Raw genomic sequence first — 24854 nt, 5'->3', positions numbered from 1 at the left:
CAATGCAAGTAATGCGCGGCTGGGCGACTCGGCATGCGACCTGGATGGGCCTGATTGGGCTGCTGGGGGCAACGCAAGAGGCGCAGGCCGGTGACTACGATGGTTCACCCCAGGTCGCCGAATTTGTCGGTGAGATGACCCGCGACTACGGTTTTGCTGGCGAGCAACTGATGGGCGTGTTCCGCGAAGCCCAGAAAAAGCAGGCGATCCTCGACGCCATTTCCCGCCCCGCCGAACGCGTGAAGCAGTGGAAGGAATATCGCCCGATGTTCCTTACTGACGCACGTATTGCCCGCGGCGTGGACTTCTGGCGCCAGCATGAAGCCGTCCTGGCCCGCGCCGAGCAGGAATACGGCGTGCCGGCCCAGGTCATCGTCTCGATCATCGGCATTGAAACGTTCTACGGCCGCAATACCGGCAGCTACCGGGTGATCGACGCCTTGTCGACCCTGGGCTTCGATTACCCGCCGCGTGCCGAATTCTTCCGCAAGGAGCTGCGCGAATTCCTGCTGCTGGCCCGCGAAGAACAGGTCGACCCGATGACACTCAAGGGCTCGTACGCCGGCGCGATGGGCTTGCCGCAGTTCATGCCGAGCAGCTTTCGCGCCTATGCGGTGGACTTTGACGGCGACGGCCATATCAATATCTGGAGCAACCCCGACGACGCCATCGGCAGCGTGGCCAGCTACTTCAAGCGTCACGGCTGGGTTGGCGGCGAGCCGGTGGTTATCCGCGCCGATGTCACAGGTGAGCGCGCCGATGAAGGCTTGACCCAGGGTATCGAGCCGGTCAAGACCGTCGGGGAGTTGCGAGCGCTGGGCTGGTCGAGTCAGAATGCGCCACGCGACGACATGCCGGTGACGGCATTCCGCCTGGAAGGTGCAAACGGCCCGGAATACTGGATGGGCCTGAAGAATTTCTACGCAATCACGCGTTATAACCGCAGTGTGATGTACGCCATGGCCGTGCATCAGCTGTCAGATGAGCTGGTTCAAGCACGGGGCAACAAGTAATGCGGGTATCGCCGTTCAAAAAACCGCTCAAGCTGGTGGCGTTCGCCGCGTTGTCCTTGCTGGTTGCCAGTTGCTCCACGACCCCTAACCGTGCGCCTGCCAAGAAGGCCGGTGGCACGGTGGTGCGCGCCCAGCCGGGCCTGGACATCAACCGTGCGCACAAAGACGGCGCGCCGTGGTGGGATGTGGATGTCTCGAAAATCCCGGATGCCACGCCGACCCTGCACACCGGCCCCTACAAGGCCAACCCCTACACCGTGCTGGGCAAGAATTACTTCCCGCTGCAGGAATCCAAGACCTACGTGCAGTCCGGCACCGCGTCCTGGTACGGCACCAAGTTTCATGGCCAGAACACCGCCAACGGCGAAGTGTATGACCTGTACGGCATGAGCGCGGCCCACAAGACCCTGCCGCTTCCCAGCTATGTTCGCGTTACCAACCTGGACAACAACCGTACGGTGATCCTGCGGGTCAACGACCGCGGGCCGTTCTATTCGGACCGGATCATCGATTTGTCCTACGCCGCGGCCAAGAAGCTTGGCTACGCCGAAACCGGCACTGCACGGGTGAAAGTCGAGGGCATCGACCCGGCGCAGTATTGGGCCCAGCGTGGCAAGCCGGCGCCGTTGATGCTTAACGAACCGGCAACCCCCCAACCGCAAGTGACGGCCTCGACCGGCAAGATCGAGCAGTGGACGCCGCCGCCGGCGCAACATGCTCCGGATACCGTCGTCGTCCCTCACGCAGCACCGGGCGCCTCGATGGCGGGCGGGCAATACCTGCAGGTCGGTGCTTTCGCCAACCCGGATGCGGCAGAACTGTTAAGGTCCAAGCTCAGCGGTATGGTCAGCGCGCCGGTCTTCATCAGCTCCATCGTGCGTAACCAGCAAACGTTGCACCGTGTACGCATGGGCCCGATCGGTTCGCCAAGTGAAGTGGCGCAAGTGCAGAACAGCGTCCGCCTGGCCAACCTGGGGCAACCCAGCGTGGTCACCGCAGAATAAGTAACGGATTGATGGCTCAGGTGCGCCTGCGCGCTTGAGTCCAGGTTGTTGGCTCGTTGAACAATAAAAACCCAGGGGCAAGGGGTGAGCGGGCAACCGAACACGTGACAGTCTGGAAGCGGGCTGTCTGAATAGTTTTGCCCGCGAGGGCAAGTTTCCATAAGCAATTTCGAGAGACGGATGAACATCACCACCTTAGCCAAACGCACGTGCCTGCTTATCTCGCTGATCATCACCCCGGCCGCCTGGGCGGTTGAAATGGTGCCGGCCTCCCCGCAACTGGCCGCCAAGTCGTGGGTCCTCATGGACGCCGCCAGTGGCAACGTGCTGGTCGAAAACGGCGGTGATGTACGCCTGCCGCCAGCCAGCCTGACCAAGCTGATGACTGCCTATATCGCGACCCTGGAAATCCGTCGCGGCCAGATCGGCGAGAACGATCCGGTCACCGTCAGCGAAAACGCCTGGCGTACCGGTGGTTCGCGGATGTTCATCAAGGTCGGCTCGCAAGTCACCGTCAGTGACCTGTTGCACGGCATCATCATCCAGTCCGGCAACGACGCCAGCGTCGCCCTGGCCGAGCACATCGCCGGCAGCGAAGATGCGTTCGCCGACGTGATGAACAAGACTGCCGCCGACCTGGGCATGACCAACAGCCACTTCATGAACCCGACCGGCCTGCCGAACCCAGAGCACTATTCGTCGGCTCACGACATGGCGATCCTGGCGCGCGCGATCATCCGCGTTGACCCGGTGCACTACGCGATCTACTCCCAGAAGGAGTTCTTCTGGAACAACATTAAGCAGCCTAACCGCAACCTGCTGCTGTGGCGCGACAAGACCGTCGACGGCCTGAAAACCGGCCACACCGACGAAGCCGGTTACTGCATGGTGTCGTCCGCTGTGCGTGATGGCCAGCGCCTGATCGCCGTGGTATTCGGCACCAACAGCGAACAGGCCCGTGCGGCCGAGACGCAAAAACTGCTGACCTACGGCTTCCGCTTCTTCGAAACCCAGACCTTCTACCAGAAGGGTGCCGAGCTTGCGACCGCGCCGGTATGGAAAGGCGCCACCTCCCAAGTCAAGGCCGGCCTGGCCGACGACCTGACCCTGACCATGCCTAAAGGCCAGCTGAAAAAGCTCGCCGCCAGCATGACCCTGAACCCGCAATTGGTTGCCCCAATCGCCAAGGGTGACGTGATCGGTAAAGTCGAAGTCAAGCTGGACGACAAGGTGGTGCACAGCGCCGACCTGATCGCGCTGGACGCTGTCGAGGAAGGTGGTATCTTCCGCCGCGTATGGGATAGCATCCGTCTATTCTTCTACGGCTTGTTCAACTGATTGTGTGCACCTGCAAAGCCCCGCGTTGATCCAGCGCGGGGCTTTGCCCGTCGCCACGGCTTAGCGCTTACGAGGCTGTTCTGCCATGACCGATAAAGACGTAGAAGTAAAGGCGCCAAAGATCGAATTCCCTGTGACGGATTATCCCGTCAAGGTGATCAGCGATACCGGTGTCGGCCGCAAGGACAAGATTCTCGAAATCGTCAGGAAACACGCGACGATCAACGACAACCGCGTGGACGAGCGTCAAAGCTCCACCGGCAAGTACACCACGATTCAGTTGCACATCGTTGCGACCGATCAGGACCAGCTCTACAACATCAACAGCGAACTGCGGGCCACCGGCTTCGTGCACATGGTGCTGTGATGTCGCACGTTCTGGGCTTTCGCGAGCTCGGCCAGATGGCCTACGAGCCGGTCTGGCATGCCATGCAGCGCTTTACCAACGAGCGCGGCACCTCTGCCCCGGATGAAATCTGGCTGGTGGAACACCCGCCGGTATTCACCCAGGGGCAGGCCGGCAAGGCCGAGCATCTGTTACTTCCGGGTGATATTCCGGTGGTGCAGGTCGACCGGGGTGGCCAAGTGACTTACCATGGCCCAGGGCAATTGGTGGCTTACCTGTTGCTGGATGTGCGCAAGCTGGGTTTTGGCGTGCGCGACCTGGTCAGCCGCATGGAGGCTTGCCTGATCGAGCTGCTGGCCAGTTATGGCGTGACCGCCGCGGCCAAGCCCGATGCACCCGGTGTGTATGTAGACGGCGCGAAAATCGCCTCTCTGGGGCTGCGTATTCGCCACGGTTGTTCCTTTCATGGCCTGGCCTTGAACGTGGACATGGACCTGGCGCCGTTCCGGCGGATCAACCCGTGCGGTTATGCCGGGCTGGCGATGACCCAACTGAGCGATCATGCCACACCGATTAAATTTGCCGAGGTTAGTGCCCGGCTGCGCGCGCAGCTCGTCAAACACCTCGACTATGCAGAGCAGACGACCCTGACGGGCGGAATCGATTGATATGACTACTGATGTTGTGCAAACCATGATCCCGACGCTGGACATCACTGAGCGTCCAGCCCCGGCCCCGCGTGCCAAGGTGGAAGCCGGCGTCAAGCTGCGCGGCGCCGAGAAGGTTGCACGCATCCCGGTCAAGATCATCCCGACCACCGAACTGCCGAAGAAGCCCGACTGGATTCGCGTGCGCATCCCGGTTTCGCCGGAAGTCGACCGTATCAAGTCCCTGCTGCGCAAACACAAACTGCACAGCGTATGCGAAGAAGCGTCCTGCCCGAACCTGGGTGAATGCTTCTCTGGCGGCACCGCCACGTTCATGATCATGGGCGACATCTGCACCCGTCGTTGCCCATTCTGCGACGTAGGCCACGGCCGTCCGAAGCCATTGGACGTCAACGAGCCAGAAAGCCTGGCCATCGCCATCGCCGACCTGAAACTCAAGTACGTGGTGATCACGTCGGTCGACCGTGACGACCTGCGCGACGGCGGTGCCCAGCACTTCGCCGACTGCATCCGTGAGATCCGCAAGCTGTCGCCCAACGTGATGCTCGAAACCCTGGTGCCGGACTACCGTGGCCGTATGGACGTGGCTCTGGAAATCACCGCCGCCGAGCCGCCGGATGTGTTCAACCACAACCTGGAAACCGTACCGCGCCTGTACAAGGCTGCGCGTCCGGGTTCGGACTACCAGTGGTCGCTGACCCTGCTGCAGAAATTCAAGCAGATGATGCCGCACATCCCGACCAAATCCGGCTTGATGCTGGGCCTGGGCGAGACCGACGAAGAAGTCATCGACGTCATGAAGCGCATGCGCGAACACGACATCGACATGCTGACCCTGGGCCAGTACCTGCAACCATCGCGCAGCCACTTGCCGGTGCAGCGTTTCGTGCACCCGGACACCTTCGCCTGGTTCGCCGAGGAAGGTTACAAGATGGGCTTCAAGAACGTGGCGTCGGGCCCGTTGGTGCGTTCTTCGTACCACGCCGACGAGCAGGCCAAGCTGGTCAAGGCGAGCCTGGTTTCGTAAGCCGCCCCCAGAATCAATGTGAAATGCTGGCTTGTGTGGGAGCTGGCTTGCCTGCGATAGCATCACCTCGGTGTCACTGATACACCGAGGCGCTTGCATCGCAGGCAAGCCAGCTCCCACATTTCGTTCTGCGTCATATAGGGAGAACCATAGATGACCGCCGCCGTACCTGCACTGCGCCCCGAAGGCACCATCGGCCTGATCGCCCCCGCTGGCCCTGCCGCGCTGGACGTTGAAAAAGCCGGGCAATGGATGCGTGCCCGCGGTTACGACCTGCGCATTTACCCCGGTGTATACGAGCGCGACGGCTACCTGGCCGGCAGCGATGAAGTGCGCCTGCGCGACCTGCACGCCGCCTTCGCCAACCCTGACGTCGATGCCATCTTCTGCCTGCGCGGCGGCTACGGTACGCCACGCTTGCTCGACGCGCTGGACTTCGACCTGCTGCGCGCCCACCCCAAACCATTCGTGGGTTACAGCGATATCACCGCCTTGCACCTGGCGATCAACCGTTACGCCGGCTTTGTCACATTCCACGGGCCGATGCTCAATGCCGACCTGCTGGGCGACAAGCAACAGCCAACCGAATCCTCCCTGTTCAGCCTGCTGCGTGGCCAACTGGGCGCCGGCAGTGTGCTTGCGCACCCGGTGGCCTACCCATTGACCACGATCGAGCCAGGCATTGCCTGTGGGCGCTTGCTGGGCGGTAATCTGTCGATGATTGCTGCAACAATGGGCACGCCGTATGAAATAGACGCCGAAGGCATCATCCTGTTTATCGAGGACGTCAACGAGCCGCTTTATCGTATCGACCGCCTGCTGACTCACCTGCGCCTGGCCGGCAAGCTGGCCCAGGTCGCCGGTGTGCTGGTAGGGGATGTGGCGGGTGTGGATAACGGTGCGCTGGAGCGGTTGCTGAAGCAGACCTTCGAACCCCTGTGCGTTCCGGTGCTGGCCGGCTGGCGCAGTGGGCATTGCGACCCCAACCTGACGTTGCCGATGGGTGCTTTGGTGCGCTTGGATGCGGGGGAGCGGCGGGTGGTGTTGGAGCAGGATGTAGTGTTCAACCCCTGAGTTTTTTACAGTCTTCTAAACCGCCATCGGGGGGGCTTGCCCCCGATGGCGGTAGTTGCCCTAAGCAGATCTATCGGTCCTGCAGTGATTCCAGCAACTTCACCGTCGGATACCCATCCGCCGGCCAGCCCAACGCCTGCTGCGCCGCGCGAATCGCCTTGCGCGTATTGGCGCCGATAATCCCATCCGGGTTACCGGCGTCATAGCCTTTGGCGCTGAGTGCCGTTTGCAGGTCGATACGCTGGGAGCGGCTCAGCGGCAGCTCATCTTTGGGCCAACTGCCACGAATCACACCGCCGCCGCCAAATCGCTCCGACAATAGGCCAACCGCCAGCGCATAGGACGACGAATTGTTGTACTTGAGGATTGCGCGGAAGTTATCCAATACCAGGAATGCCGGGCCACGGTAGCCAGCCGGTAACAGCAGGGCGGCGGACAACTGGTCGACATTGGCCGGCAGGCTCACGCCAGGGGGGAGTTGGATGCCCAGTTGCAGCCATTGCGCCACGGTCTTGCGCACGCCGCCATCGGCCAGGCTGTAGTCGAAGCCCGACGGCAGCGGCTGCACTTCAACGCCCCATGGCTGGCCTTTCTGCCACCCGGAGCTTTGCAGGTAATGCGCCGTGGAGGCGAGGGCGTCGGACGGGCTGTTCCAGATATCGCGACGACCATCACCGTCAAAGTCCACCGCATGGGTGTTATAGGTGGTCGGGATAAACTGCGTCTGGCCCATCGCACCGGCCCAGGAACCTTTCATCTGGTCGGCCTGAATATCACCATGCTGGATGATCTGCAGCGCTGCCAGCAGCTGCGCCTGGGCAAAGGCCGGGCGACGGCCTTCATAGGCCAGGGTGGCCAGGGAGCGGATCACCGAATTATTGCCCTGGAACGCGCCGAAGTTGCTCTCCATGCCCCACACCGAGACCAGTGCCTGGCGGTCGACGCCATAGCGCTGTTCGATGCTTTGCAGAATATCGGCGTACTTGACCAGCAGCGCCTGACCATTGCGCACGCGCACCGGTGACAGGGCGCCGTCGAGGTATTCCCACACCGGGCGGGAAAATTCCGGTTGGCTGCGGTCGGCGCGAATCACCGCCATATCAGGGGTGACGCCGGCAAAAGCGTTATCGAACACAGCCGCAGTGATCCCGGCTTGCAGCGCTTGCGCACGGAAGCCAGCCTGCCATTCGGCAAAGGTCTGGGTCGGTTGGATATCAAGATTATCCACTGCCAAGGGGGCTACCACAGCCGGTGCGATAGCCGGTGCCGTCTGGAGCTTGGGCAGGGGCTGAGCGTCCGCGGCGGTGGGTTTTTCCGCGCAGGCGACAAGCAGAATGAGGCTGGAGGCAGCGATCAATTGGCGTAGGTGCCAACGACGAGAAAGACTAGAGGGCATGCACAGGTCCAGGGGGTTACAAATCAGGTACAGACCTTATCATGCCAGAGGGGCGCTTGCCTTCAGGCAGCCAGAAAGTAAGAAGCCTCCCAGCTATTAGACTGGAAGGCTTCGCGGCGGTAGCTGCCTTTGCCCTTGCCGGCGCGTTCCTGACGGCTGCGGAACAGTGGCTGGGCGATGATGGATTTGGCCTTGTTGGGGCCATGCTTGGATGGCTTTTTGCTCATGGTGTCTAGTCTCTGTGGGTGGTGGAGCGGGCAAATAATCTGCCTAAGTTGAGCGGCTGTAAAGCCCCGCGAAGTGTAGGAAAGGTACGCAGGTCAAATGTGGGAGGGGGCTTGCTCCCGATAGCGGTACATCAGTGAAACATAAATTCCTGACACACTGCCATCGGGAGCAAGCCCCCTCCCACATTGGATCTATGGTGTTTTCAAGAGAGGGTTATTCGGCTGGCAGGGTGAGGCGCTGGCCGGCCATCAATAGCGACAAACGGCTCAGGCTCATCCACGGCGAGCCGGCTGCCTGGCCCTTGATCTGCGCATCGATGCGTTGCGCTTCCAGCAACAGTTGCGCCCAGCGTTGCGCCGAGTGCCGTTGCAGGGCTTTGCTCATCAGCGGTTTGCGCTTGTCCCACACCGGGGGCCTGGCCTGGCTGAAGCATTTGTCCAGGGGTGTGCCCTGGCTGTATTGCAAGGCGATATTCGCCAGTACTCGCAGCTCCCGGGCCAGGGCCCAGAGGATCACCGGCGGTTCCACCCCTTCGCCACGCAAGCCTTCAAGCATACGCAGCGCGTGGGCGGGCTCACCGTTGAGGATCGCATCGACCAGGCCGAACACATCAAAGCGAGCGCTATCGGCCACTGCGCCTTGTACGGTTTCGACGGTGATCTGCCCATCCTCGGCCATCAGCTTGAGCTTTTCGATCTCCTGGGCGGCGGCAAGCAGGTTGCCCTCGACCCGGGCGGCGATCAGCTCCACGGCATCTTGTGTCGCCGCCAGCCCCGATTGTGACAGGCGCTGACGAATCCACTGCGGCAACTGGTTGCTGTCCACAGGCCAGATCTGGATGAACTGGGTTTGCGCACCTTCTACCAGTGCCTTGCCCCACTTGGTTTTCTGCGCGCTGCCGTCGAGCTTGGGCAGGCTGATCAGCAGCACGGTGTCTTCGGCAGGGCGCGAGCAGTACTCCATCAGCGCCGCCGCACCTTTGTCGCCCGGCTTGCCCGAGGGCAGGCGCAGCTCCAGCAGGCGCTTTTCGGCAAACAGCGACATGCTCGCGCCGGCTTGCAGCAGGGTACCCCAGTCGAAACTGGCGTCAGCACTGAATACCTGACGTTCATCGAAGCCTTGCTGGCGCGCGGCAGTGCGGATGGCGTCGGCGGCTTCCTGGCACAGCAGCGGGTCATCACCGCTGACGATATAGACAGGCGCGAGGCCACCTTGCAGGTGTTTGGCGAGTTGGGCGGGGGCGAGTTTCATAGGCAGGGCGAACGGGGCGCCAGGGGCGCCCCGTCTGGCTTACTCGACAGGAACTTCAACAGGCGATTGTTTCGGCGTGTTGTCTTCATACTCTTGCGCGGCTTTCAGGGCATCGGCGTCAGCCTTGGCCTTGTTGTCGGCGGTTTGCTGCAGGGCGGCGAGCTTTTCCGGGGTCAGCATTTGCAGGCGAGTCATCATGCGCTGGATCAGCTCACGACGCATTTCCTTGCGCACCTGGAGGGTCTCGGAGTCCGAACCCACCAGGTTATTGCCATCGTGGCTCACGACTTTCTGCACCTGGATCTTGTCACCCATCAGCGGCAACTGATCGCGACCCTGTACTTCGAAGTAGAGCGCAGTGTTCAACTCCACATCGGACGCACGGCCGGCACTGGCGTAGCTGATATTGCGCTGGGTTTCTTTCTCGTCCGTCAGGATCAGTTTGTAGGTCGCGCCGTTGTACACGTGCACGCCGCTGTTCTCCAGGGTCTGGCGCAGCTGGGTGACGGTTTCGCCATAGGCGTTGCGGGCGCTGACGTCGAGTTCCTTGAGCGACAGCTCGTTGGTGCCGGTGCCGCGCAGCTGGAAGCCGCAAGCGCTCAGCAGCACGGCAAGGCCCATAACCAGCAGATTGCGTTTGATCATTTTGTTGCTCCCCTTGAAACCAGGTGGGCCTTATCCAGGCCCTAAAGGTTTAGTTCGGCGCAGGGCCCAAGCCCCGCGCCCGATCCGATTTAGCTGGCGACGATGTTGACCAGTTTGCCGGGCACCACGATCACTTTGCGGATCGTCAAGCCTTCGGTAAAGCGCAGCACGTTTTCGTTGATGCGAGCAGCCGCTTCGACCTCTTCACGGCTGGCACTGGCCGGCATGTCGATCTGGCCGCGCAGTTTACCGTTAACCTGGATGACCAGTTGCAGCGTGTCCTGAACCAGGGCGCTGTCATCCTGTACCGGCCAGGCGGCATCGATGACGGCGCCGCTGTGGCCCAGGCGGTTCCACAGGTCGTGGCTGATATGCGGCGTGATCGGTGCGAGCAGCAGGGTAACCGTTTCCAGGCCCTCGTGAATCAGCGCGCGATCAAGTTCGGTGGCCTGCGGGGCTTTTTCCAGCACGTTCATCAGCGTCATCACCTGGGCGATGGCGGTGTTGAACTTGTGGTTCTGCCCTACGTCCAGGCTCGCTTGGCGGATGGCCAGGTGAGTGCTGCGGCGAATGGCTTTCTGCTCGTCGTTCAAGGCCGCGACGTCCAGCTTGCCCGGCAAGCCCTGGCTGACATGGGCATGGGCCAGGCGCCAGACGCGCTTGAGGAAGCGGTGCGAGCCTTCGACGCCGGAGTCGGACCATTCGGCGCTCATGTCGGGCGGCGAGGCGAACATCATGAACAGACGGCAGGTATCGGCGCCGAACTGGTCGATCATCGACTGTGGGTCGACGCCGTTGTTCTTGGACTTGGCCATCTTCTCGGTGCCACCGATTTCCACCGGCAGGCCGTCGGCTTTCAGTTTGGCGCTGATCACCTTGGCTTTGCTGTCACGCTCAAGTTCGACGTCCGCCGGGTTGAACCAGGTGTAGGCGCCATTGGCTTCGCGACGATAGTAGGTATCGGCGATCACCATGCCCTGGGTCAGCAGGTTCTTGAACGGCTCATCGGAGCTCACCAGGCCTTCGTCACGCATCAGCTTGTGGAAGAAGCGCGCGTACAGCAGGTGGAGAATGGCGTGTTCGATACCGCCGATGTACTGATCCACCGGCAGCCAATGGTCGGCTGCGGATTTCTCCACCAGGCCACCTTCATAGTGCGGCGAAGCGTAACGGGCGTAGTACCAGGAGGACTCCACGAAGGTGTCCATGGTGTCGGTTTCACGCTTGGCCGGTGCGCCGCATTTCGGGCAGTTGCACTCGTAGAACTCGGGCATGCGCGCCAATGGCGAGCCAGCACCATCTGGCACTACATCTTCAGGCAGCACGACGGGCAGTTGGTCTTCCGGTACCGGTACATCGCCGCAGGTTTGGCAGTGAATGATCGGGATCGGGCAGCCCCAGTAGCGCTGGCGGCTGATCCCCCAGTCGCGCAAGCGGAACTGGGTGCGCGAAGCACCGAGGTTCTTCTTGATCAGCGCGACTTCGATGGCGTCGAAGGCGCCCTGGAAGTCCAGGCCGTCAAATTCGCCGGAGTTGATCAGGGTGCCGTGCTCGCCGTAGGCGTCTTGCCACGGGGCTGGGTTGGTGTCGCCCGAGCTGGTACGTACTACCGACTTGATCGGCAGGCTGTATTTGGTGGCGAATTCGAAATCGCGCTCGTCGTGGGCCGGCACGGCCATGACGGCGCCGTCGCCGTAGTGCATCAGCACATAGTTGGCGACCCATACCGGCAGTTTCTCGCCGGTCAGCGGGTGCTCGACGAACAGGCCGGTCGGCAGGCCTTTTTTCTCCTGGGTGGCGACGTCGGCTTCCGCCACGCTGCCGCCCTTGCATTCGGCGATGAACGCCTGCAGCTCGGGATTGTTCTGTGCCGCCTGGGTGGCCAGCGGGTGTTCGGCGGCGACCGCGACGTAAGTCGCGCCCATCAGCGTATCCGGACGGGTGGTGAAGACTTTCAGGGCGCCCGCTTCGCCGATGGAATCGACGTTATACGGGAACTGCACTTCCATGCCCTTGGATTTGCCGATCCAGTTGCGCTGCATGGTCTTGACCTGTTCAGGCCAGCCCGGCAGATCGTCGAGGCTCGACAACAGTTCATCCGCGTAGGCGGTGATCTTGAAGTAGTACATCGGGATTTCGCGCTTTTCGATCAGCGCGCCGGAGCGCCAGCCGCGACCGTCGATGACCTGCTCGTTGGCCAGTACGGTCTGGTCGATCGGGTCCCAGTTCACGGTACCGCTCTTTTTGTAGATCACACCTTTTTCGAACAGGCGCGTGAACAGCCATTGTTCCCAACGGTAGTAATCGGGCTTGCAGGTGGTGACCTCGCGGGACCAGTCCACCGCCAGGCCCAGGCTGCGCAGCTGGGTCTTCATGTAGGCGATGTTTTCGTAGGTCCACTTGGCGGGCGCCACGTTGTTTTTCATCGCGGCGTTTTCCGCCGGCATACCGAAGGCGTCCCAACCCATGGGTTGCAGGACATTTTTGCCGAGCATGCGCTGGTAGCGGGAAATCACGTCGCCGATGGTGTAGTTACGCACGTGCCCCATGTGTAGCTTGCCGCTGGGGTAAGGGAACATCGATAGGCAGTAGTAAGTCTCCTTGCCTGGCTGTTCGCTGACTTCAAAGGACTTTTGCTCGTCCCAGAAGGTTTGTGCGGCATTTTCTATTTCACGGGGCTGATATTGTTCGTGCATGGCTACTTTTGAACTGAATAAGGGTGGCCTAATCCTCTTCGGTGCATAGTCCGGGTTGTTCGACACCATAAAGTGGCGCGTCCGTGCCCAAACCCTGCGGGAAGTGGAGTTACAGGAAGCGCCGTAGCATACATGACCCCACTCTATCGAGGGAAACCCTGATTGCGCGGCAAGGGCCGTCTGTCGCGGCACCGGGCAGGTGCAGCAACGGGGGCTACGCTGTTTATTGGGGAGCAAGTATTTCTTCAATGAGGTGAGGGGATGGTTGAATCGCAGCGAACTCTAACGAAACCGCAATTGTATGAAGGACTGATCGACCGTTTGGGTCGGGCATTGGATGCTGCAAGAACCGCAGGCCGATTGCGTGATGAGCGGCCTCTGGAGCTGGAGTTGCGAGGCTTGAGCCAGGCAGAGCTTGAATTGATCAGGACTTACCTGGAGTTGAATCAACACCGCGCCTCTCATGGGCAGGCCTCCCCGCCAGCCCAGGAGCCTCCTCGTTCGGCCAAGGTCATTTGGCTCAAAGACTTGGCGGCCGGTCGCGGCCCGGAAAGGTCCCGGTCCGTACGGTGCAAGTGAAGCACAGTACTATCCATTAACGTTGTCGAAACAGGCTGGTAAAGATTGTCGCTTGATCGCGTTGCATTTAGGCTTCGGGCATCTTTGGAGATGCCCGATGCCTTTTCGTTATTTCATCAAACAATTGCTGTTGCCGCCCGGCATTTTTTTGTTGTTGTTGGCGTGTGCCTGGTGGTTTCGCCGTAGCCGCCCGCGCCTGGCCGGGGTGTGCTTTGCCCTGGGGCTGGGCGGGATGTGGTTGATCAGCCTGCCGGTGATGGTGCAATGGGGCGCCCGTGCGCTTGAGACAGCGCCGCCATTGGCTCGCGAAGACTGGGCCACGCTCGCCCAGCGCGCCGATGCGATTGTGGTGTTGGGCTCCGGGCGCGAGCGTGGGGACATCGCCTGGGGCAGCGACCAGCCCACCGGCGTTGGTCTTGAGCGTGAGCGTTATGCGGCGCGACTGGCCAAGGCGTCAGGCTTGCCGGTGCTGACCAGTGGCGGCTTGCATTACGGCACGCCGCCCAGCGAAGCCGAATTGATGGCGGTGTCGATGCAGGATGATTTCGGCGTCAGCGTGCGCTGGAAGGAAGAGCGCAGCCGTACCACCTGGGAAAACGCCCAGATGAGCGCCGAGATTCTGCTGCCCCAAGGCATCAAGCGTGTGGTGGTGGTGACGCAGGCCTGGCATATGCCGCGTTCGGTGTGGAGTTTTGAGAAAGCCGGTTTCACCGTGGTGCCCGGGCCGGTGGGCTTTCTGGGCGTGGACCACGGCCGGCCGCTGGGCGGCTGGATGCCGGAGGTCAAGGCGGTGTGGCAGAGCGGGCAGTTGATCAACGAAGCGGTGGGGCAGGTGGGGTATCGGTTGTTCTACCGATAGGTGCAACACAGGAAATCAATTGTGGGAGCAGGCAAGCCAGCTCCCACAGGTCAGAGCGTTTTGGACATCCGGCCAGCCAGCAGCGCCCAGCCAAACAACCCCAGGCACACAATGATCAACGGCCACGAACGCCATTGCAGGTATGGCGTGAGGTTATGCATCGGCACCACCTCCCCATAGAGAATGCCGCGCTCGAACTGCGGGATCTGTGCGGTGATCTGCCCAAACGGGTTGATCAGCCCGGTCACGCCGTTGTTGGTGGCGCGGATCATCCAGCGCCCGGCTTCCAGTGCACGCATCTGCGCCATTTGCAGGTGCTGCAATGGGCCGATGGAGCGGCCGAACCAGGTGTCGTTGCTGATGGTCAGCAGCAGGTCGCTCTGGGCCGACAGGCCGGCAGCGAATTCCGGGTACACCACTTCATAGCAAATGAACGGCGCAATCTGATAGCCCTTGGCCTGAAGCATGGCCTGGTCTGAAGGGCCACGGGCGAAGTCCGACATCGGCAGGTCGAAGAACGCAATCAGCCCGCGCAGCATGTCCTGCAACGGCACGTATTCGCCAAACGGCACCAGCTTTTGCTTGAGATAGGTGCCGTCACCTTCGCCGACTACGGTAATGCCATTGAAGTAGCGCTTCTCATGGTGCACTTCCTGGCGAATCGGTACCCCGGTAATCAGCGCGGTGTTCCGGTCGGCGGCAAACTTGCCCATCATGCCCAGGTAGCCCTCGACCGACTCCTTGAGTACCGGCACGGCGGTTTCCGGCCATACCAGCAGGTCGACACGCTTGGAGCTCAGGCTCATGTCGCGATACAGCGCCAACTGTGCATTAAGCTGCTCGGGGTCCCACTTCATGCTTTGCTCGACGTTGCCCTGGATGGCGGCGACGCTCAGGGGAGCGCCGGAGGGCGAGGTCCAGGCGTGGTGCTTGAGCGCCAGGCCGATGGCCCAGGGGGCGACCAGCAACACCAGGCCCGCACCAATGAAGGCGTTGCGCTTGCTTGCCAGCAGGCGCGGCAGGTTGCACAGCAGGGCTGCCGTGAGTGCAAGCGCGAAGGAAATCAGCCACATTCCGCCCAGCGGCGCGAGGCCGGTCAGCGGGCCGTCGAGTTGGCTGTAACCGGAGTACAACCAGGGGAAACCGGTGAGGAACCAGCCACGAAACGCTTCCTGGCCAACCCATAACGCGGCGAAGGTCAGGGCATCCGCCAACGGTGCTTCATTGCGGCGCAGCCAGCGCGCCCACAACCAGGCGGGCAGGGCAAAGAACCAGGCAATGGCGGCGGTGAACAGCAGCATCAGGAACCCCGCCAGCAGCACCGAAGCGCCGCCGAAGTGGTGGATGCTGTAGTAGATCCAGCTGGTGCCGGCGCCAAACAGGCCGAAACCGAAACACCAGCCGCGGCCCAGGGCCTGGCGGGGTGTCAGCTCCCGCAGGCCGATATAGAACAGGCCGACCGCTACCAGAGCCAACGGCCAGATATCGAACGGCGCCAGCGCCAGGGTAGTGATGGCGCCGGCCACCACGGCCAGCAAGTTACCGGGCCAGCCGGGGCGGTTCAGGCGCTGCATGTAGGGGTGGGTCATCAGCTATTTCCTGTATCGCGCCGGGCCTGCTGCGGCACAGGGCAAGGCGCGAGGAGTGTGGTTTGGTTTTTCCAAATGAACGACGAGTAACGCAGCCCTGTGTCGCAGCAGGCCCGGCCCTTCGGGTTGTCCCTGAGAGCGGGCCATACTGCGTTGCAGGCCTTGAAAAGGGAATGCCATTCCCTGCGGCCTGCGCCTTGCCTGGCCCGCTCTCAGGGGCAACGCGACACAGGAAATAGCTGATGCCCCACCCCTTCCTTAGCGGGCAATAGGTGTCAAACGGATCAGATGGATACGACGACTATCGGCATTCAAAATGCGGAAGCGATAGGCGCCAATCTCGGTGGTTTCGTTACGCTTGGGCAGATGCCCGAACGCACTCATCACCAGGCCGCCGACCGTGTCGAACTCATCGTCGGAGAATTCGCTGTCGAAGAACTCGTTGAAGTTCTCGATCGGCGTCAGCGCCTTGACCAGGAAGTCACCGCTGGGCAGCGGCTTGATGTAGCTGTCTTCTTCGACGTCGTGCTCGTCTTCGATATCGCCGACGATCTGTTCCAGCACGTCTTCGATGGTCACCAGGCCAGCCACGCCGCCGTATTCGTCGATCACAATGGCCATGTGATTGTGGTTGGCGCGAAATTCGCGCAGCAGCACATTCAGGCGCTTGGATTCAGGTACGAAGGTGGCCGGACGCAGCAGGTCCTTGATGTTGAAGCTGTCGCCATTCTCCTTGAGGATCAGCGGCAACAGGTCCTTGGCCAGCAAAACACCCATGACGTCGTCATGGCTTTCACCGATCACCGGGTAGCGCGAGTGCGCCGAGTCGATCACGGCCGGGAGGAATTCCCGTGGGGTCTGGGTCGCCTTGATGCTGATCATCTGCGAGCGCGGGACCATGATGTCCCGTACTTGCAGGTCAGCCACCTGGATGGCGCCTTCGACGATGGCCAGCGCTTCGCTGTCCAGCAACTTGTTCTGGTGGGCCTCGCGCAGCAGCTCCAGCAGCTCCTGGCGGTTTTTCGGCTCGTGGGCAAAAGCCTGGGTCAGTTTACCCAGCCATGACTTCTGCCCGTTGCTCGATCGGTCTTCGCTCATAGCGATTACTCTAAATCCTTTGATATGACAGTTGAGTGTTGATCAGCTTTCGTCGTCTGCGTAAGGGTCGCGGTGACCCAGTTCAGCAAGCAACGTTCGTTCCAGTGCTTCCATTTCCTCGGCTTCATCATCGTCTATATGGTCGTAGCCCAAGAGATGTAAGCAGCCGTGGATGACTAGATGGGCCCAATGGGCTTCAAGTTCCTTGCCTTGTTCCTTTGCCTCGCGCTCGACCACCCCGACGCAGATCACCAGATCGCCCAGCAGCGGGATATCCAGCAACTCGTCGGGTATGTCGGCGGGGAAGGACAGCACGTTGGTCGCGTAGTCTTTTTGACGCCAGGTGTGGTTCAGCTCGCGGCCTTCGGGCTCATCCACCAGACGAATGGTCAGCTCCGAGTCTGCGGTGCGCTGGCGCAGGGCCAGGGTGCACCAGTGCCGGAACTGTGCTTCGCTGGGGGCGGGCGCTTCGGTGGCAAGCTGCAGGTCTAGCTCAAGCATCGCCGCGAACGTCCCTGGCCGGTGCGTCATCCTTGTGATCGAAACGCTCATAGGCTTCTACGATGCGCTGCACCAGCGGGTGACGCACCACGTCCTTGGGCATGAAATGCGTGAAGCTGATGCCCGGTACATCCTTGAGTACCTCGATCACCTGCGCCAGCCCCGACTTGGTGCCCTTGGGCAGGTCGACCTGGGTGACGTCACCGGTGATCACGGCGGTAGAGCCGAAACCGATGCGGGTGAGGAACATCTTCATCTGCTCGACGGTGGTGTTCTGGCTTTCGTCGAGGATGATGAAGCTGTTGTTCAAGGTGCGGCCACGCATGTAGGCCAGCGGGGCGATTTCGATCACCTGGCGCTCGATCAGCTTGGCCACGTATTCAAAGCCGAGCATCTCGTACAGCGCGTCGTAGAGCGGGCGCAGGTACGGGTCGATCTTCTGGGCCAGGTCGCCGGGCAGGAAGCCGAGCTTTTCGCCCGCTTCGACCGCCGGGCGCACCAGCAGGATGCGCCGCACTTGCTCGCGCTCCAGGGCATCCACCGCACAGGCAACGGCCAGGTAAGTCTTGCCGGTACCGGCTGGGCCGATGCCGAAGTTGATGTCGTTGCCGAGGATTTCCTTGACGTACTTCTGCTGATTCAAGCCGCGTGGGCGAATCATGCCTTTTTTGGTACGCAGGGCCACACTGGCTTCGGCCACAGGGTTGTTGGCCAGGTCTTGCACCGCAGATTCCTGCAGGTACAGGTGTACCGTCTCTGGCGACAGCTCACTACCCTTGGTTTCGCGGTAGAGGCGACGCAGCAGGTTTTCGGCAGACGTGGTGTGTTGGGGTTCACCAATGAGCTCGAACTGATTGCCGCGGTTGCGGATCTCGATGCTCAGGCGTTGTTCGATCAGGCGCAGGTGCTCGTCGAACTGTCCGCACAGGTTGGCGAAACGGCGAGCCTCAAACGGCTCGAGGAGAAAACGATGGGGTTCTGCTATGGGTGCGTTCAAGGTTGCTTTTAGCCGCCCTTTGGCTGATGAGGTGAGAGAGAGAATAACGCCAGGCGCCGGTGTGCGAAAGCACTTAAATAGCCTGGCCCCACTCTCGATAACCATGAAGAACTCCTGTGGGAGCTGGCTTGCCTGCGATAGCGGTGGGTCAGTTGGCACATAGGGCACTGATACATCGCTATCGCAGGCAAGCCAGCTCCCACATTTTGATCTTCATCCGGTCCGCGAGATCAGTTGATCAACGAGCCGCGCAACGAGTGTGGCTGCGCCGCATCGATGTGCACATCGGCAAATTGGCCGATCAGCGTCGGGTTGTCGCAGCGGAAGTTGACGATGCGGTTGTTCTCGGTGCGCCCCTGCAACTCACCCGGGTCTTTCTTCGAATAATCGGTGACCAGGATGCGCTGGGTCGAGCCGACCATTTGTCGGCTGATTTCGAAACCCTGTTGGTTGAGGCGATGTTGCAGTGCGTTCAACCGCTCCTTTTTCAACGCCTCCGGGGTTTCGTCCAGCAGGTCCGCCGCCGGGGTGCCCGGGCGCTGGCTGTACACAAACGAGTAGGAAAAGTCGAAACCGACGTCTTCAATCAGCTTCATGGTCTGCTGGAAATCTTTCTCGGTTTCGCCCGGGAAGCCGACGATAAAGTCCGAACTGATGCAGATGCCCGGTACGGCGGCGCGCAATTTGCGCAGCTTGGATTTGTATTCAAGCGCCGTGTGGTTGCGCTTCATCGCCGACAGGATGCGGTCCGAGCCCGATTGCACCGGCAAGTGCAGGTGCTTGACCAGCTCCGGCACTTCGGCGTGGGCCTGGATCAGGCTGTCGGAGAATTCCAGCGGGTGCGAAGTGGTATAGCGGATACGTTCGATGCCATCGACGGCGGCGACCACGCGGATCAGCTCCGCCAGGTCGGCCAGGCGCCCGTCGTGGGTCAGGCCGCGGTAGCCGTTGACGTTCTGGCCCAGTAGGGTCACTTCGCGCACGCCGTTTTCAGCCAGGTGGATGATTTCTGCCAGTACATCGTCAAATGGCCGGCTGACTTCTTCACCGCGTGTGTAGGGCACCACGCAGAAAGTGCAGTACTTGCTGCAACCTTCCATCACCGACACGTAGGCGCTCGGGCCGTCGATGCGCGGCTCGGGCAAATGGTCGAATTTCTCGATTTCCGGGAACGATACGTCCACCTGCGGCAGCTTGGTGACGCGTGCGGCGTCGATCATTTCCGGCAGGCGGTGCAAGGTCTGCGGGCCGAACACCACGTCGACATACGGGGCGCGGTCGCGGATCGCAGCACCTTCCTGGCTGGCCACGCAACCGCCGACGGCGATCACCATGTCCGGGTTGGCCAGTTTCAATTCACGCCAGCGGCCCAGCTGGGAGTACACACGGTCCTGGGCCCGTTCGCGGATCGAGCAGGTATTGAGCAGGATCACGTCGGCATCTTCGGCGCGGGCGGTGACTTCCAGGGCCTGGTGTTCGCCCAGCAGGTCGACCATGCGCGAGCTGTCGTACTCGTTCATCTGGCAACCGTGGGTTTCGATATAAAGCTTCTTGGCCATGGGAATCGTCAACTGGTGGTAAAGAACCGCGCATTATAGGGGTCATGCCCATCGGTTCCTAGCGCTGTGCATCGGGTGCCATGCTATAGTTCGCGCCCTCTTTTATATCCCCATGTGTTCCCCGCCCACCATGACCAAACGTGAAGCTCCAATCTACAAGGTGATTTTCCTCAACCAGGGCCAGGTGTTCGAAATGTACGCCAAGCAGATCTATCAAAGTGATCTGTGGGGCTTTCTGGAAGTGGAAGAGTTCGTCTTTGGCGAGCGCACCCAGTTGGTCGTCGATCCGGGCGAAGAAAAGCTCAAGGCCCAGTTCGAAGGCGTGGTGCGCAGCTTTGTGCCGATGCATTCGATTGTGCGCATCGATGAGGTCGAACGCCTGGGTACGCCGAAGATCAGCGAAGCACGGGGCACGAGCAATGTGATGCCGTTTCCGATGCCGATGCCCGAGAAATGATCTGCAATTAATTTGTAGGGCGTTTCCGAGACTGCCTCTCAATGGATGGACATTTTGTTTGAAAGATAGCAAATTTTGTTTATTCAGAGAGGGCATCATGAATATACCAATAATAAGAAAACCTCGAAGTTTCCCCCGTTCAACTGCGTTTAATCACGCCACTCATTAGCGCCAAGTTCCATCATGCCGTCATTAACGAACTGACTTGTTCGGGAGTAGCCCTGTGCGCGATCCTCGCTATGACATTCTGTTTGAGCCGGTACAAATAGGCCCGGTCCGTACTCGCAATCGCTTTTATCAAGTTCCCCACTGTAATGGCATGGGCCATGTACATCCCTCGGCCATGGCCCGGATGCGCGCAGTGAAAGCCGAGGGCGGCTGGGGCGTGGTGTGCACTGAAGAGTGCGAAATCAGCCCGCTGAGCGAGTTCTCCCCTTATATCGAGGCGCGTTTGTGGGATGAGCGCGACATTCCTGCATTGGCCCGCATGTGTGAGGCGGTACACCAGCACGGGTCGTTGGCAGGGGTAGAGCTGGCATTCAACGGTTACTCGGCGCCCAACCGCTACAGTCGCGAAATTCCCTGGGCGCCTTCCAATACCCCGGTGCGCAGTTACGACCCGGTGCAGGCCCGGGCCATGAGCCATGCCGATATCCGGCAATTGCGCGCCCTGCATCGAGCCGCCGCATTGCGCGCCCGGGAGGCGGGTTTCGACATCATCTATGTGTACGCCGGCCACGACCTGAGCGTGCCGTTCCATTTCCTCACGCCACGCAATAACCGGCGTACCGACGAATACGGCGGTGTGTTGGAAAACCGTGTGCGTTTGCTCCGCGAATTGATTGAAGACACTCGCGACGCAGTCGGTGATCGGTGTGCCGTAGCGGTCCGCCTGGCGGTGGATGAACAAATGGCCGACGGCTTGAGTCGCGAGGGCGAAGGTGCCGAAATCTTCTCGATGCTGGCGGACCTGCCGGACTTGTGGGACGTCAATGTCGCCGATTGGTCCAATGACAGCGTGACGGCGCGCTTTGCCGGGGAGGGTTACCAGGAGACCTTCCTGCTGGGGCTCAAGGCGCTGACCAGCAAGCCCGTGGTGGGCGTCGGCCGCTTCACTTCGCCAGACACCATGGTGTCTTTGGTTCGTCGTGGCGTGCTGGACCTGATCGGGGCGGCCCGCCCTTCGATTGCCGATCCCTTCTTGCCCAAGAAGATTGAAGAGGGGCGCGCCGAGGAAATTCGCGAGTGTATCGGCTGCAATGTATGCGTCAGTGGCGATCACACCAGCACGCCCCTGCGCTGTACACAGAACCCGACCATGGGTGAGGAATGGCGACGTGGCTGGCATCCCGAGTCGGTCAACCATACGCAGCAACCCGGCCGGGCGCTGGTGGTCGGCGCCGGGCCATCCGGGCTTGAGTGTTCACGGATCCTGGGTGCGCGAGGGATGGAAGTGGCCCTGGTCGACAGCCTGCGCACCCTGGGCGGACGTGTAGCGCTGGAAACCCGGCTGCCGGGGCTGGCGAGTTGGGCGCGGGTGATTGACTATCGACTGGATGCGTTGAGCCGTATGCCGTCGGTGGAGATCTATCGGGAAAGCCACTTGCAGGCCCAGGACGTGCTGGATTTAGCCGCTGAGCATGTGTTCATTGCTACGGGTTCCCACTGGCGACGTGATGGATTGGGGCGCGCCTTGCGCCGATCCTTATCGGGCCTGGACAGCCTGCCCGTGCTGACGCCTGATGACCTGATGGCAGGGGCGTTGCCCGCTTCGCCGGTGCTGCTGTTCGATGACGATCACTATTACATGGGCAGCGTGCTGGCCGAACATCTGGTGGCGCGTGGCGTGGAGGTGATATTCGTCACCCCCGCGGCGGACGTGGCGGCCTGGACCCATAACACCCTTGAGCAGCATCGCATTCAGCGTCGTCTGATGCAGTTGAATGTCACGATCGTGCCGTCCCATACGCTGGTCAGCGTTAAGCCAGAGGGCGTGGTAGCGGGCTGCATCTACACCGAACGTACGCGGTTGATCCCAGCTGCAGCCTTGCTGCTGGTCACTTCCCGGGAGCCTGAGCAGGCGCTGTATCAGGCCTTGAACAACTCACCCGAACAGTTACAGGCGGCAGGCATCCGAACGCTCACGCTGATCGGCGACTGTGTGGCGCCCGGCACCATTGCGGCGGCGGTGTATTCAGGGCATCGCATCGCGCGTGAGTTCGATGCGCCGGAGGGCTCGCTGGTAGTGCGCAGAGAAATTCCATTTATAGAGGTGTAGTCAGTCCAACTGTTCAATCAATAACGAGGAATACAATAATGAAAAAAATACTCCTGATGTTATTCACCGCGCTCCTGATTAATACATCGTTGTTTGCCAACGATTACAACGTGATCCGTTTCGCTGCCGATCCCAACTATGCGCCCTTTGCTTATAAAGACAGCACGGGGACTTTGACCGGTTTTGAAATAGATATCGGCAATGCAATTTGTGCACGTTTGAATGTTCGCTGCCAATGGGTCGAGAGTGACTTTGACGGCATGATTCCCAGCCTCAACGCCGGCAAGATCGACGCCATCTTCGCTTCAATGACCATCACTGCCGCTCGGCAAAAGGTCATCGACTTCTCCTCGGAGGTGTTTTCCAGCCCCACTGCCATGGTGATGCGCCCTGGCACTGAGCTTTCCACAGGCATGGCCGTCGGCTATTTGCAGGGCAGTACTCAGGAAGTTTATGCCCGGCAAGTGCTCGCTGGGCAGGGTATGAAGGTGGTGGCTTATGCCGATCAGGAGCAAGTGTACGCGGACCTGCTGACAGGGCGTTTGCAGGCATCGCTGCAGGATGCTCAGCAAGCACAGAGCGGATTTTTGCGTTCACCCCAAGGCGTCGGGTTTGTACTGGGGCCGCTGATTGACAGCGAGTTGATGCCGTCCAAAAGCGGCATCGGCCTCGCCAAGGGCAACCACACGCTGAAAGCGCTGTTGGATAAGGGGCTGGCTGCCCTGCACGCCGATGGCACCTACGCTCGCCTGCAAGAGCAGTACTTCCCCGGTGTGAACATGTTCAGCGGCCAATAACCGCCTTCAACGGCCAGCGAGGACACGATCATGCTACCTGCCTTCACTCAATTCGCCGCGTCCCTGGGCGGTTTTTTGCCGATGTTACTGCACGGGGTCTGGGTCACCTTGCAACTGGCACTGTTGTCATTGCTGCTGGGGCTGATCCTGGGCCTGCTGGGGGCAGGTGCCAAGCTGTCCAGGGTGAGGGCATGGCGCCTGTGCGCACAGGTGTACACCACCTTGATTCGCGGGGTACCGGACCTGCTGTTAATGCTGTTGATTTTCTACGGATTGCAGACAGGCCTGAGTCGTCTGACCAGCGAATTGGGCTGGGCCTACATCGATATCGACCCTTTCAGCGCCGGCGTGATCACTCTGGGGTTTATCTACGGCGCTTATTTCACCGAAACCTTTCGCGGCGCGTTGCTGGCTGTACCCCGTGGGCAGTTCCAGGCAGCCAAGGCCCTTGGCCTGAGCTTCAGGCAGAGCTTTTTGCATGTGATATTCCCGCAGATGATGCGATTCGCCCTGCCGGGTCTGGGCAATAACTGGATGGTCTTGCTCAAGGCTACGGCGCTGGTGTCGATCATCGGCCTGGCAGACCTGGTGAAAGTGGCGCAGATGGCGGGCAAGAGCAGTCAGCAATTACTGGCTTTTCTGCTGCTGGCGGCGCTGGTCTACCTGTTGCTCAGCAGTGTTTCAAACGCAGCGTTGCGCTGGCTGGAGCGTCGGTATGGTGAAGGTGTGCAGGGATCATCATCATGATCGAGCTTATCCAGGAGTATTGGCGGCCGTTTATTTATTCCGACGGTCAACAAATCACCGGTCTGGCCATGACCTTGTGGCTGACCAGCGCCTCTTTGTGCCTGGGCCTGCTGTTGGCGTTGCCACTGTCCATCGCCAGGACGTCCAGCCGACGCTGGCTGCGCTGGCCGGTGCAAAGCTTTACCTACGTGTTTCGCGGCACACCGCTGTATATCCAGTTACTGATCTTCTACACCGGCATCTACAGCATTGGCGCTGTTCGCGAGCAACCGTTGCTGGATGCCTTTTTTCGCGAAGCGCTCAATTGCACGCTTCTGGCGTTTGCCCTCAATACCGCGGCCTACACCACGGAAATACTGGCGGGCGCAATTCGGGCAATGCCACGCGGTGAAATCGAGGCTGCTCGTTCCCTGGGCTTCGACGGCTGGAAGTTGTACGTGCACTTGATCATGCCCTCGGCCCTGCGCCGGTCGTTGCCCTACTACAGCAATGAAGTGATCTTCATGTTGCATTCCACCACCCTGGCGTTCACGGCAACGGTGCCGGATATCCTGAAAGTCGCACGGGATGCCAACGCTGCAACCTTCCTCACCTTCCAATCCTTTGGCCTGGCCGCGGCGCTTTACTTGTGTATTACGTTCGCGTTGGTCGGCTTGTTCCATCTGGCTGAACGACGTTGGCTGAGCTTTCTTGATTCGAGTCGATAG

The 24854-nt window shown here is 60.8% G+C and carries 24 protein-coding genes; 14 read left to right on the top strand and 10 right to left on the bottom strand.

The features are described from left to right. Positions 1 to 2 precede the first annotated feature (2 nt). The 7 genes from mltB to E3O56_RS00935 all read left to right on the top strand — a co-directional run bounded on the left by mltB (position 3) and on the right by E3O56_RS00935 (position 6470). Positions 3 to 1013, top strand: a complete 1011-nt coding sequence (mltB, locus tag E3O56_RS00965) for a lytic murein transglycosylase B (RefSeq protein WP_005791758.1) — start codon at positions 3 to 5, stop codon at positions 1011 to 1013. Continuing rightward, positions 1013 to 2017 carry a septal ring lytic transglycosylase RlpA family protein gene (locus E3O56_RS00960; RefSeq protein ID WP_103734857.1) on the top strand — a complete coding sequence of 335 codons (1005 nt, stop codon included), beginning with the start codon at positions 1013 to 1015 and terminating at the stop codon, positions 2015 to 2017. The genes mltB and E3O56_RS00960 overlap by 1 nt, the downstream gene beginning before the upstream one ends. 180 nt (positions 2018 to 2197) lie before the next feature. Further along, complete coding sequence (locus tag E3O56_RS00955) at positions 2198 to 3355, top strand: D-alanyl-D-alanine carboxypeptidase family protein (RefSeq protein ID WP_005791754.1); 1158 nt, start codon at positions 2198 to 2200, stop codon at positions 3353 to 3355. Between the two features lie 85 nt (positions 3356 to 3440). After that, positions 3441 to 3722: a DUF493 domain-containing protein gene (locus E3O56_RS00950; protein WP_005791752.1), complete on the top strand. Its 282-nt coding sequence runs from the start codon at positions 3441 to 3443 to the stop codon at positions 3720 to 3722. Next, positions 3722 to 4369, top strand: a complete 648-nt coding sequence (lipB, locus tag E3O56_RS00945) for a lipoyl(octanoyl) transferase LipB (protein WP_032879294.1) — start codon at positions 3722 to 3724, stop codon at positions 4367 to 4369. The genes E3O56_RS00950 and lipB overlap by 1 nt, the downstream gene beginning before the upstream one ends. A gap of 25 nt (positions 4370 to 4394) precedes the next feature. After that, positions 4395 to 5396: a lipoyl synthase gene (gene lipA, locus E3O56_RS00940; protein ID WP_248127645.1), complete on the top strand. Its 1002-nt coding sequence runs from the start codon at positions 4395 to 4397 to the stop codon at positions 5394 to 5396. Positions 5397 to 5549: 153 nt separating this feature from the next. Next, entirely contained in the window at positions 5550 to 6470 is a 921-nt protein-coding gene (locus E3O56_RS00935; RefSeq protein ID WP_248127625.1) for an LD-carboxypeptidase, read from the top strand. A 70-nt stretch (positions 6471 to 6540) separates the two neighbouring features. Here the strand turns inward: E3O56_RS00935 and E3O56_RS00930 are convergent, their stop codons facing one another. From E3O56_RS00930 to leuS, 5 genes are all read right to left on the bottom strand, one after another. Continuing rightward, entirely contained in the window at positions 6541 to 7866 is a 1326-nt protein-coding gene (locus E3O56_RS00930) for a lytic murein transglycosylase (RefSeq protein WP_148854014.1), read from the bottom strand. A 62-nt stretch (positions 7867 to 7928) separates the two neighbouring features. Continuing rightward, the gene (gene arfA, locus E3O56_RS00925) at positions 7929 to 8093 is read right to left on the bottom strand and encodes an alternative ribosome rescue factor ArfA (RefSeq protein ID WP_003176285.1); all 165 of its coding nucleotides are present in this window, start codon (positions 8091 to 8093) and stop codon (positions 7929 to 7931) included. A gap of 214 nt (positions 8094 to 8307) precedes the next feature. After that, a complete protein-coding gene (holA, locus tag E3O56_RS00920; RefSeq protein ID WP_005791737.1) occupies positions 8308 to 9345 on the bottom strand; it encodes a DNA polymerase III subunit delta in 1038 nt (345 codons plus the stop codon). Between the two features lie 39 nt (positions 9346 to 9384). After that, on the bottom strand, positions 9385 to 9990 hold the full coding sequence (lptE, locus tag E3O56_RS00915; RefSeq protein ID WP_032879303.1) for an LPS assembly lipoprotein LptE: 606 nt from the start codon (positions 9988 to 9990) through the stop codon (positions 9385 to 9387). 89 nt (positions 9991 to 10079) lie between these two features. Continuing rightward, positions 10080 to 12686, bottom strand: coding sequence for a leucine--tRNA ligase (leuS, locus tag E3O56_RS00910; protein WP_005791732.1), 2607 nt, complete (start codon positions 12684 to 12686; stop codon positions 10080 to 10082). 261 nt (positions 12687 to 12947) lie between these two features. On the opposite strand from leuS, the gene E3O56_RS00905 reads away from it, so the two are divergent. Together E3O56_RS00905 and E3O56_RS00900 are read left to right on the top strand one after the other, a co-directional pair. Then, positions 12948 to 13265: a hypothetical protein gene (locus tag E3O56_RS00905; RefSeq protein ID WP_005791730.1), complete on the top strand. Its 318-nt coding sequence runs from the start codon at positions 12948 to 12950 to the stop codon at positions 13263 to 13265. Positions 13266 to 13362: 97 nt separating this feature from the next. Beyond that, the gene (locus E3O56_RS00900) at positions 13363 to 14124 is read left to right on the top strand and encodes a YdcF family protein (protein ID WP_005791728.1); all 762 of its coding nucleotides are present in this window, start codon (positions 13363 to 13365) and stop codon (positions 14122 to 14124) included. A gap of 50 nt (positions 14125 to 14174) precedes the next feature. Here the strand turns inward: E3O56_RS00900 and lnt are convergent, their stop codons facing one another. From lnt to miaB, 5 genes are all read right to left on the bottom strand, one after another. Continuing rightward, positions 14175 to 15698 carry an apolipoprotein N-acyltransferase gene (lnt, locus tag E3O56_RS00895; protein ID WP_032881204.1) on the bottom strand — a complete coding sequence of 508 codons (1524 nt, stop codon included), beginning with the start codon at positions 15696 to 15698 and terminating at the stop codon, positions 14175 to 14177. 273 nt (positions 15699 to 15971) lie between these two features. After that, the gene (locus E3O56_RS00890) at positions 15972 to 16811 is read right to left on the bottom strand and encodes an HlyC/CorC family transporter (protein WP_005791724.1); all 840 of its coding nucleotides are present in this window, start codon (positions 16809 to 16811) and stop codon (positions 15972 to 15974) included. 42 nt (positions 16812 to 16853) lie between these two features. Beyond that, on the bottom strand, positions 16854 to 17312 hold the full coding sequence (gene ybeY, locus E3O56_RS00885; RefSeq protein WP_248127623.1) for an rRNA maturation RNase YbeY: 459 nt from the start codon (positions 17310 to 17312) through the stop codon (positions 16854 to 16856). Next, complete coding sequence (locus tag E3O56_RS00880) at positions 17305 to 18309, bottom strand: PhoH family protein (RefSeq protein WP_103734854.1); 1005 nt, start codon at positions 18307 to 18309, stop codon at positions 17305 to 17307. Before E3O56_RS00880 ends, ybeY begins: the two co-directional genes overlap by 8 nt. Before the next feature lie 230 nt (positions 18310 to 18539). Beyond that, entirely contained in the window at positions 18540 to 19868 is a 1329-nt protein-coding gene (gene miaB, locus E3O56_RS00875) for a tRNA (N6-isopentenyl adenosine(37)-C2)-methylthiotransferase MiaB (protein ID WP_005791718.1), read from the bottom strand. A 130-nt stretch (positions 19869 to 19998) separates the two neighbouring features. Here miaB and E3O56_RS00870 point away from each other — a divergent pair, with 130 nt between their 5' ends. The 5 genes from E3O56_RS00870 to E3O56_RS00850 all read left to right on the top strand — a co-directional run bounded on the left by E3O56_RS00870 (position 19999) and on the right by E3O56_RS00850 (position 24854). Further along, on the top strand, positions 19999 to 20325 hold the full coding sequence (locus E3O56_RS00870) for a DUF1820 family protein (protein WP_003194436.1): 327 nt from the start codon (positions 19999 to 20001) through the stop codon (positions 20323 to 20325). 223 nt (positions 20326 to 20548) lie between these two features. Beyond that, positions 20549 to 22603, top strand: a complete 2055-nt coding sequence (locus tag E3O56_RS00865; RefSeq protein ID WP_248127621.1) for an NAD(P)-binding protein — start codon at positions 20549 to 20551, stop codon at positions 22601 to 22603. A gap of 38 nt (positions 22604 to 22641) precedes the next feature. Further along, positions 22642 to 23400 (top strand): transporter substrate-binding domain-containing protein, encoded by a 759-nt coding sequence (locus E3O56_RS00860; RefSeq protein WP_032879309.1) that lies wholly within the window; start codon positions 22642 to 22644, stop codon positions 23398 to 23400. Between the two features lie 30 nt (positions 23401 to 23430). Further along, positions 23431 to 24147 (top strand): ABC transporter permease subunit, encoded by a 717-nt coding sequence (locus E3O56_RS00855; protein WP_005791712.1) that lies wholly within the window; start codon positions 23431 to 23433, stop codon positions 24145 to 24147. After that, positions 24144 to 24854, top strand: coding sequence for an ABC transporter permease (locus tag E3O56_RS00850; protein ID WP_032879313.1), 711 nt, complete (start codon positions 24144 to 24146; stop codon positions 24852 to 24854). Before E3O56_RS00855 ends, E3O56_RS00850 begins: the two co-directional genes overlap by 4 nt.

Origin of the sequence: Pseudomonas sp. W2Aug9, from assembly GCF_023127755.1 — a bacterium.
In the GTDB taxonomy this organism is placed as follows: Bacteria; Pseudomonadota; Gammaproteobacteria; order Pseudomonadales; family Pseudomonadaceae; genus Aquipseudomonas; species Aquipseudomonas synxantha_A.
This window is presented reverse-complemented; position numbering and strand designations above follow the sequence as displayed.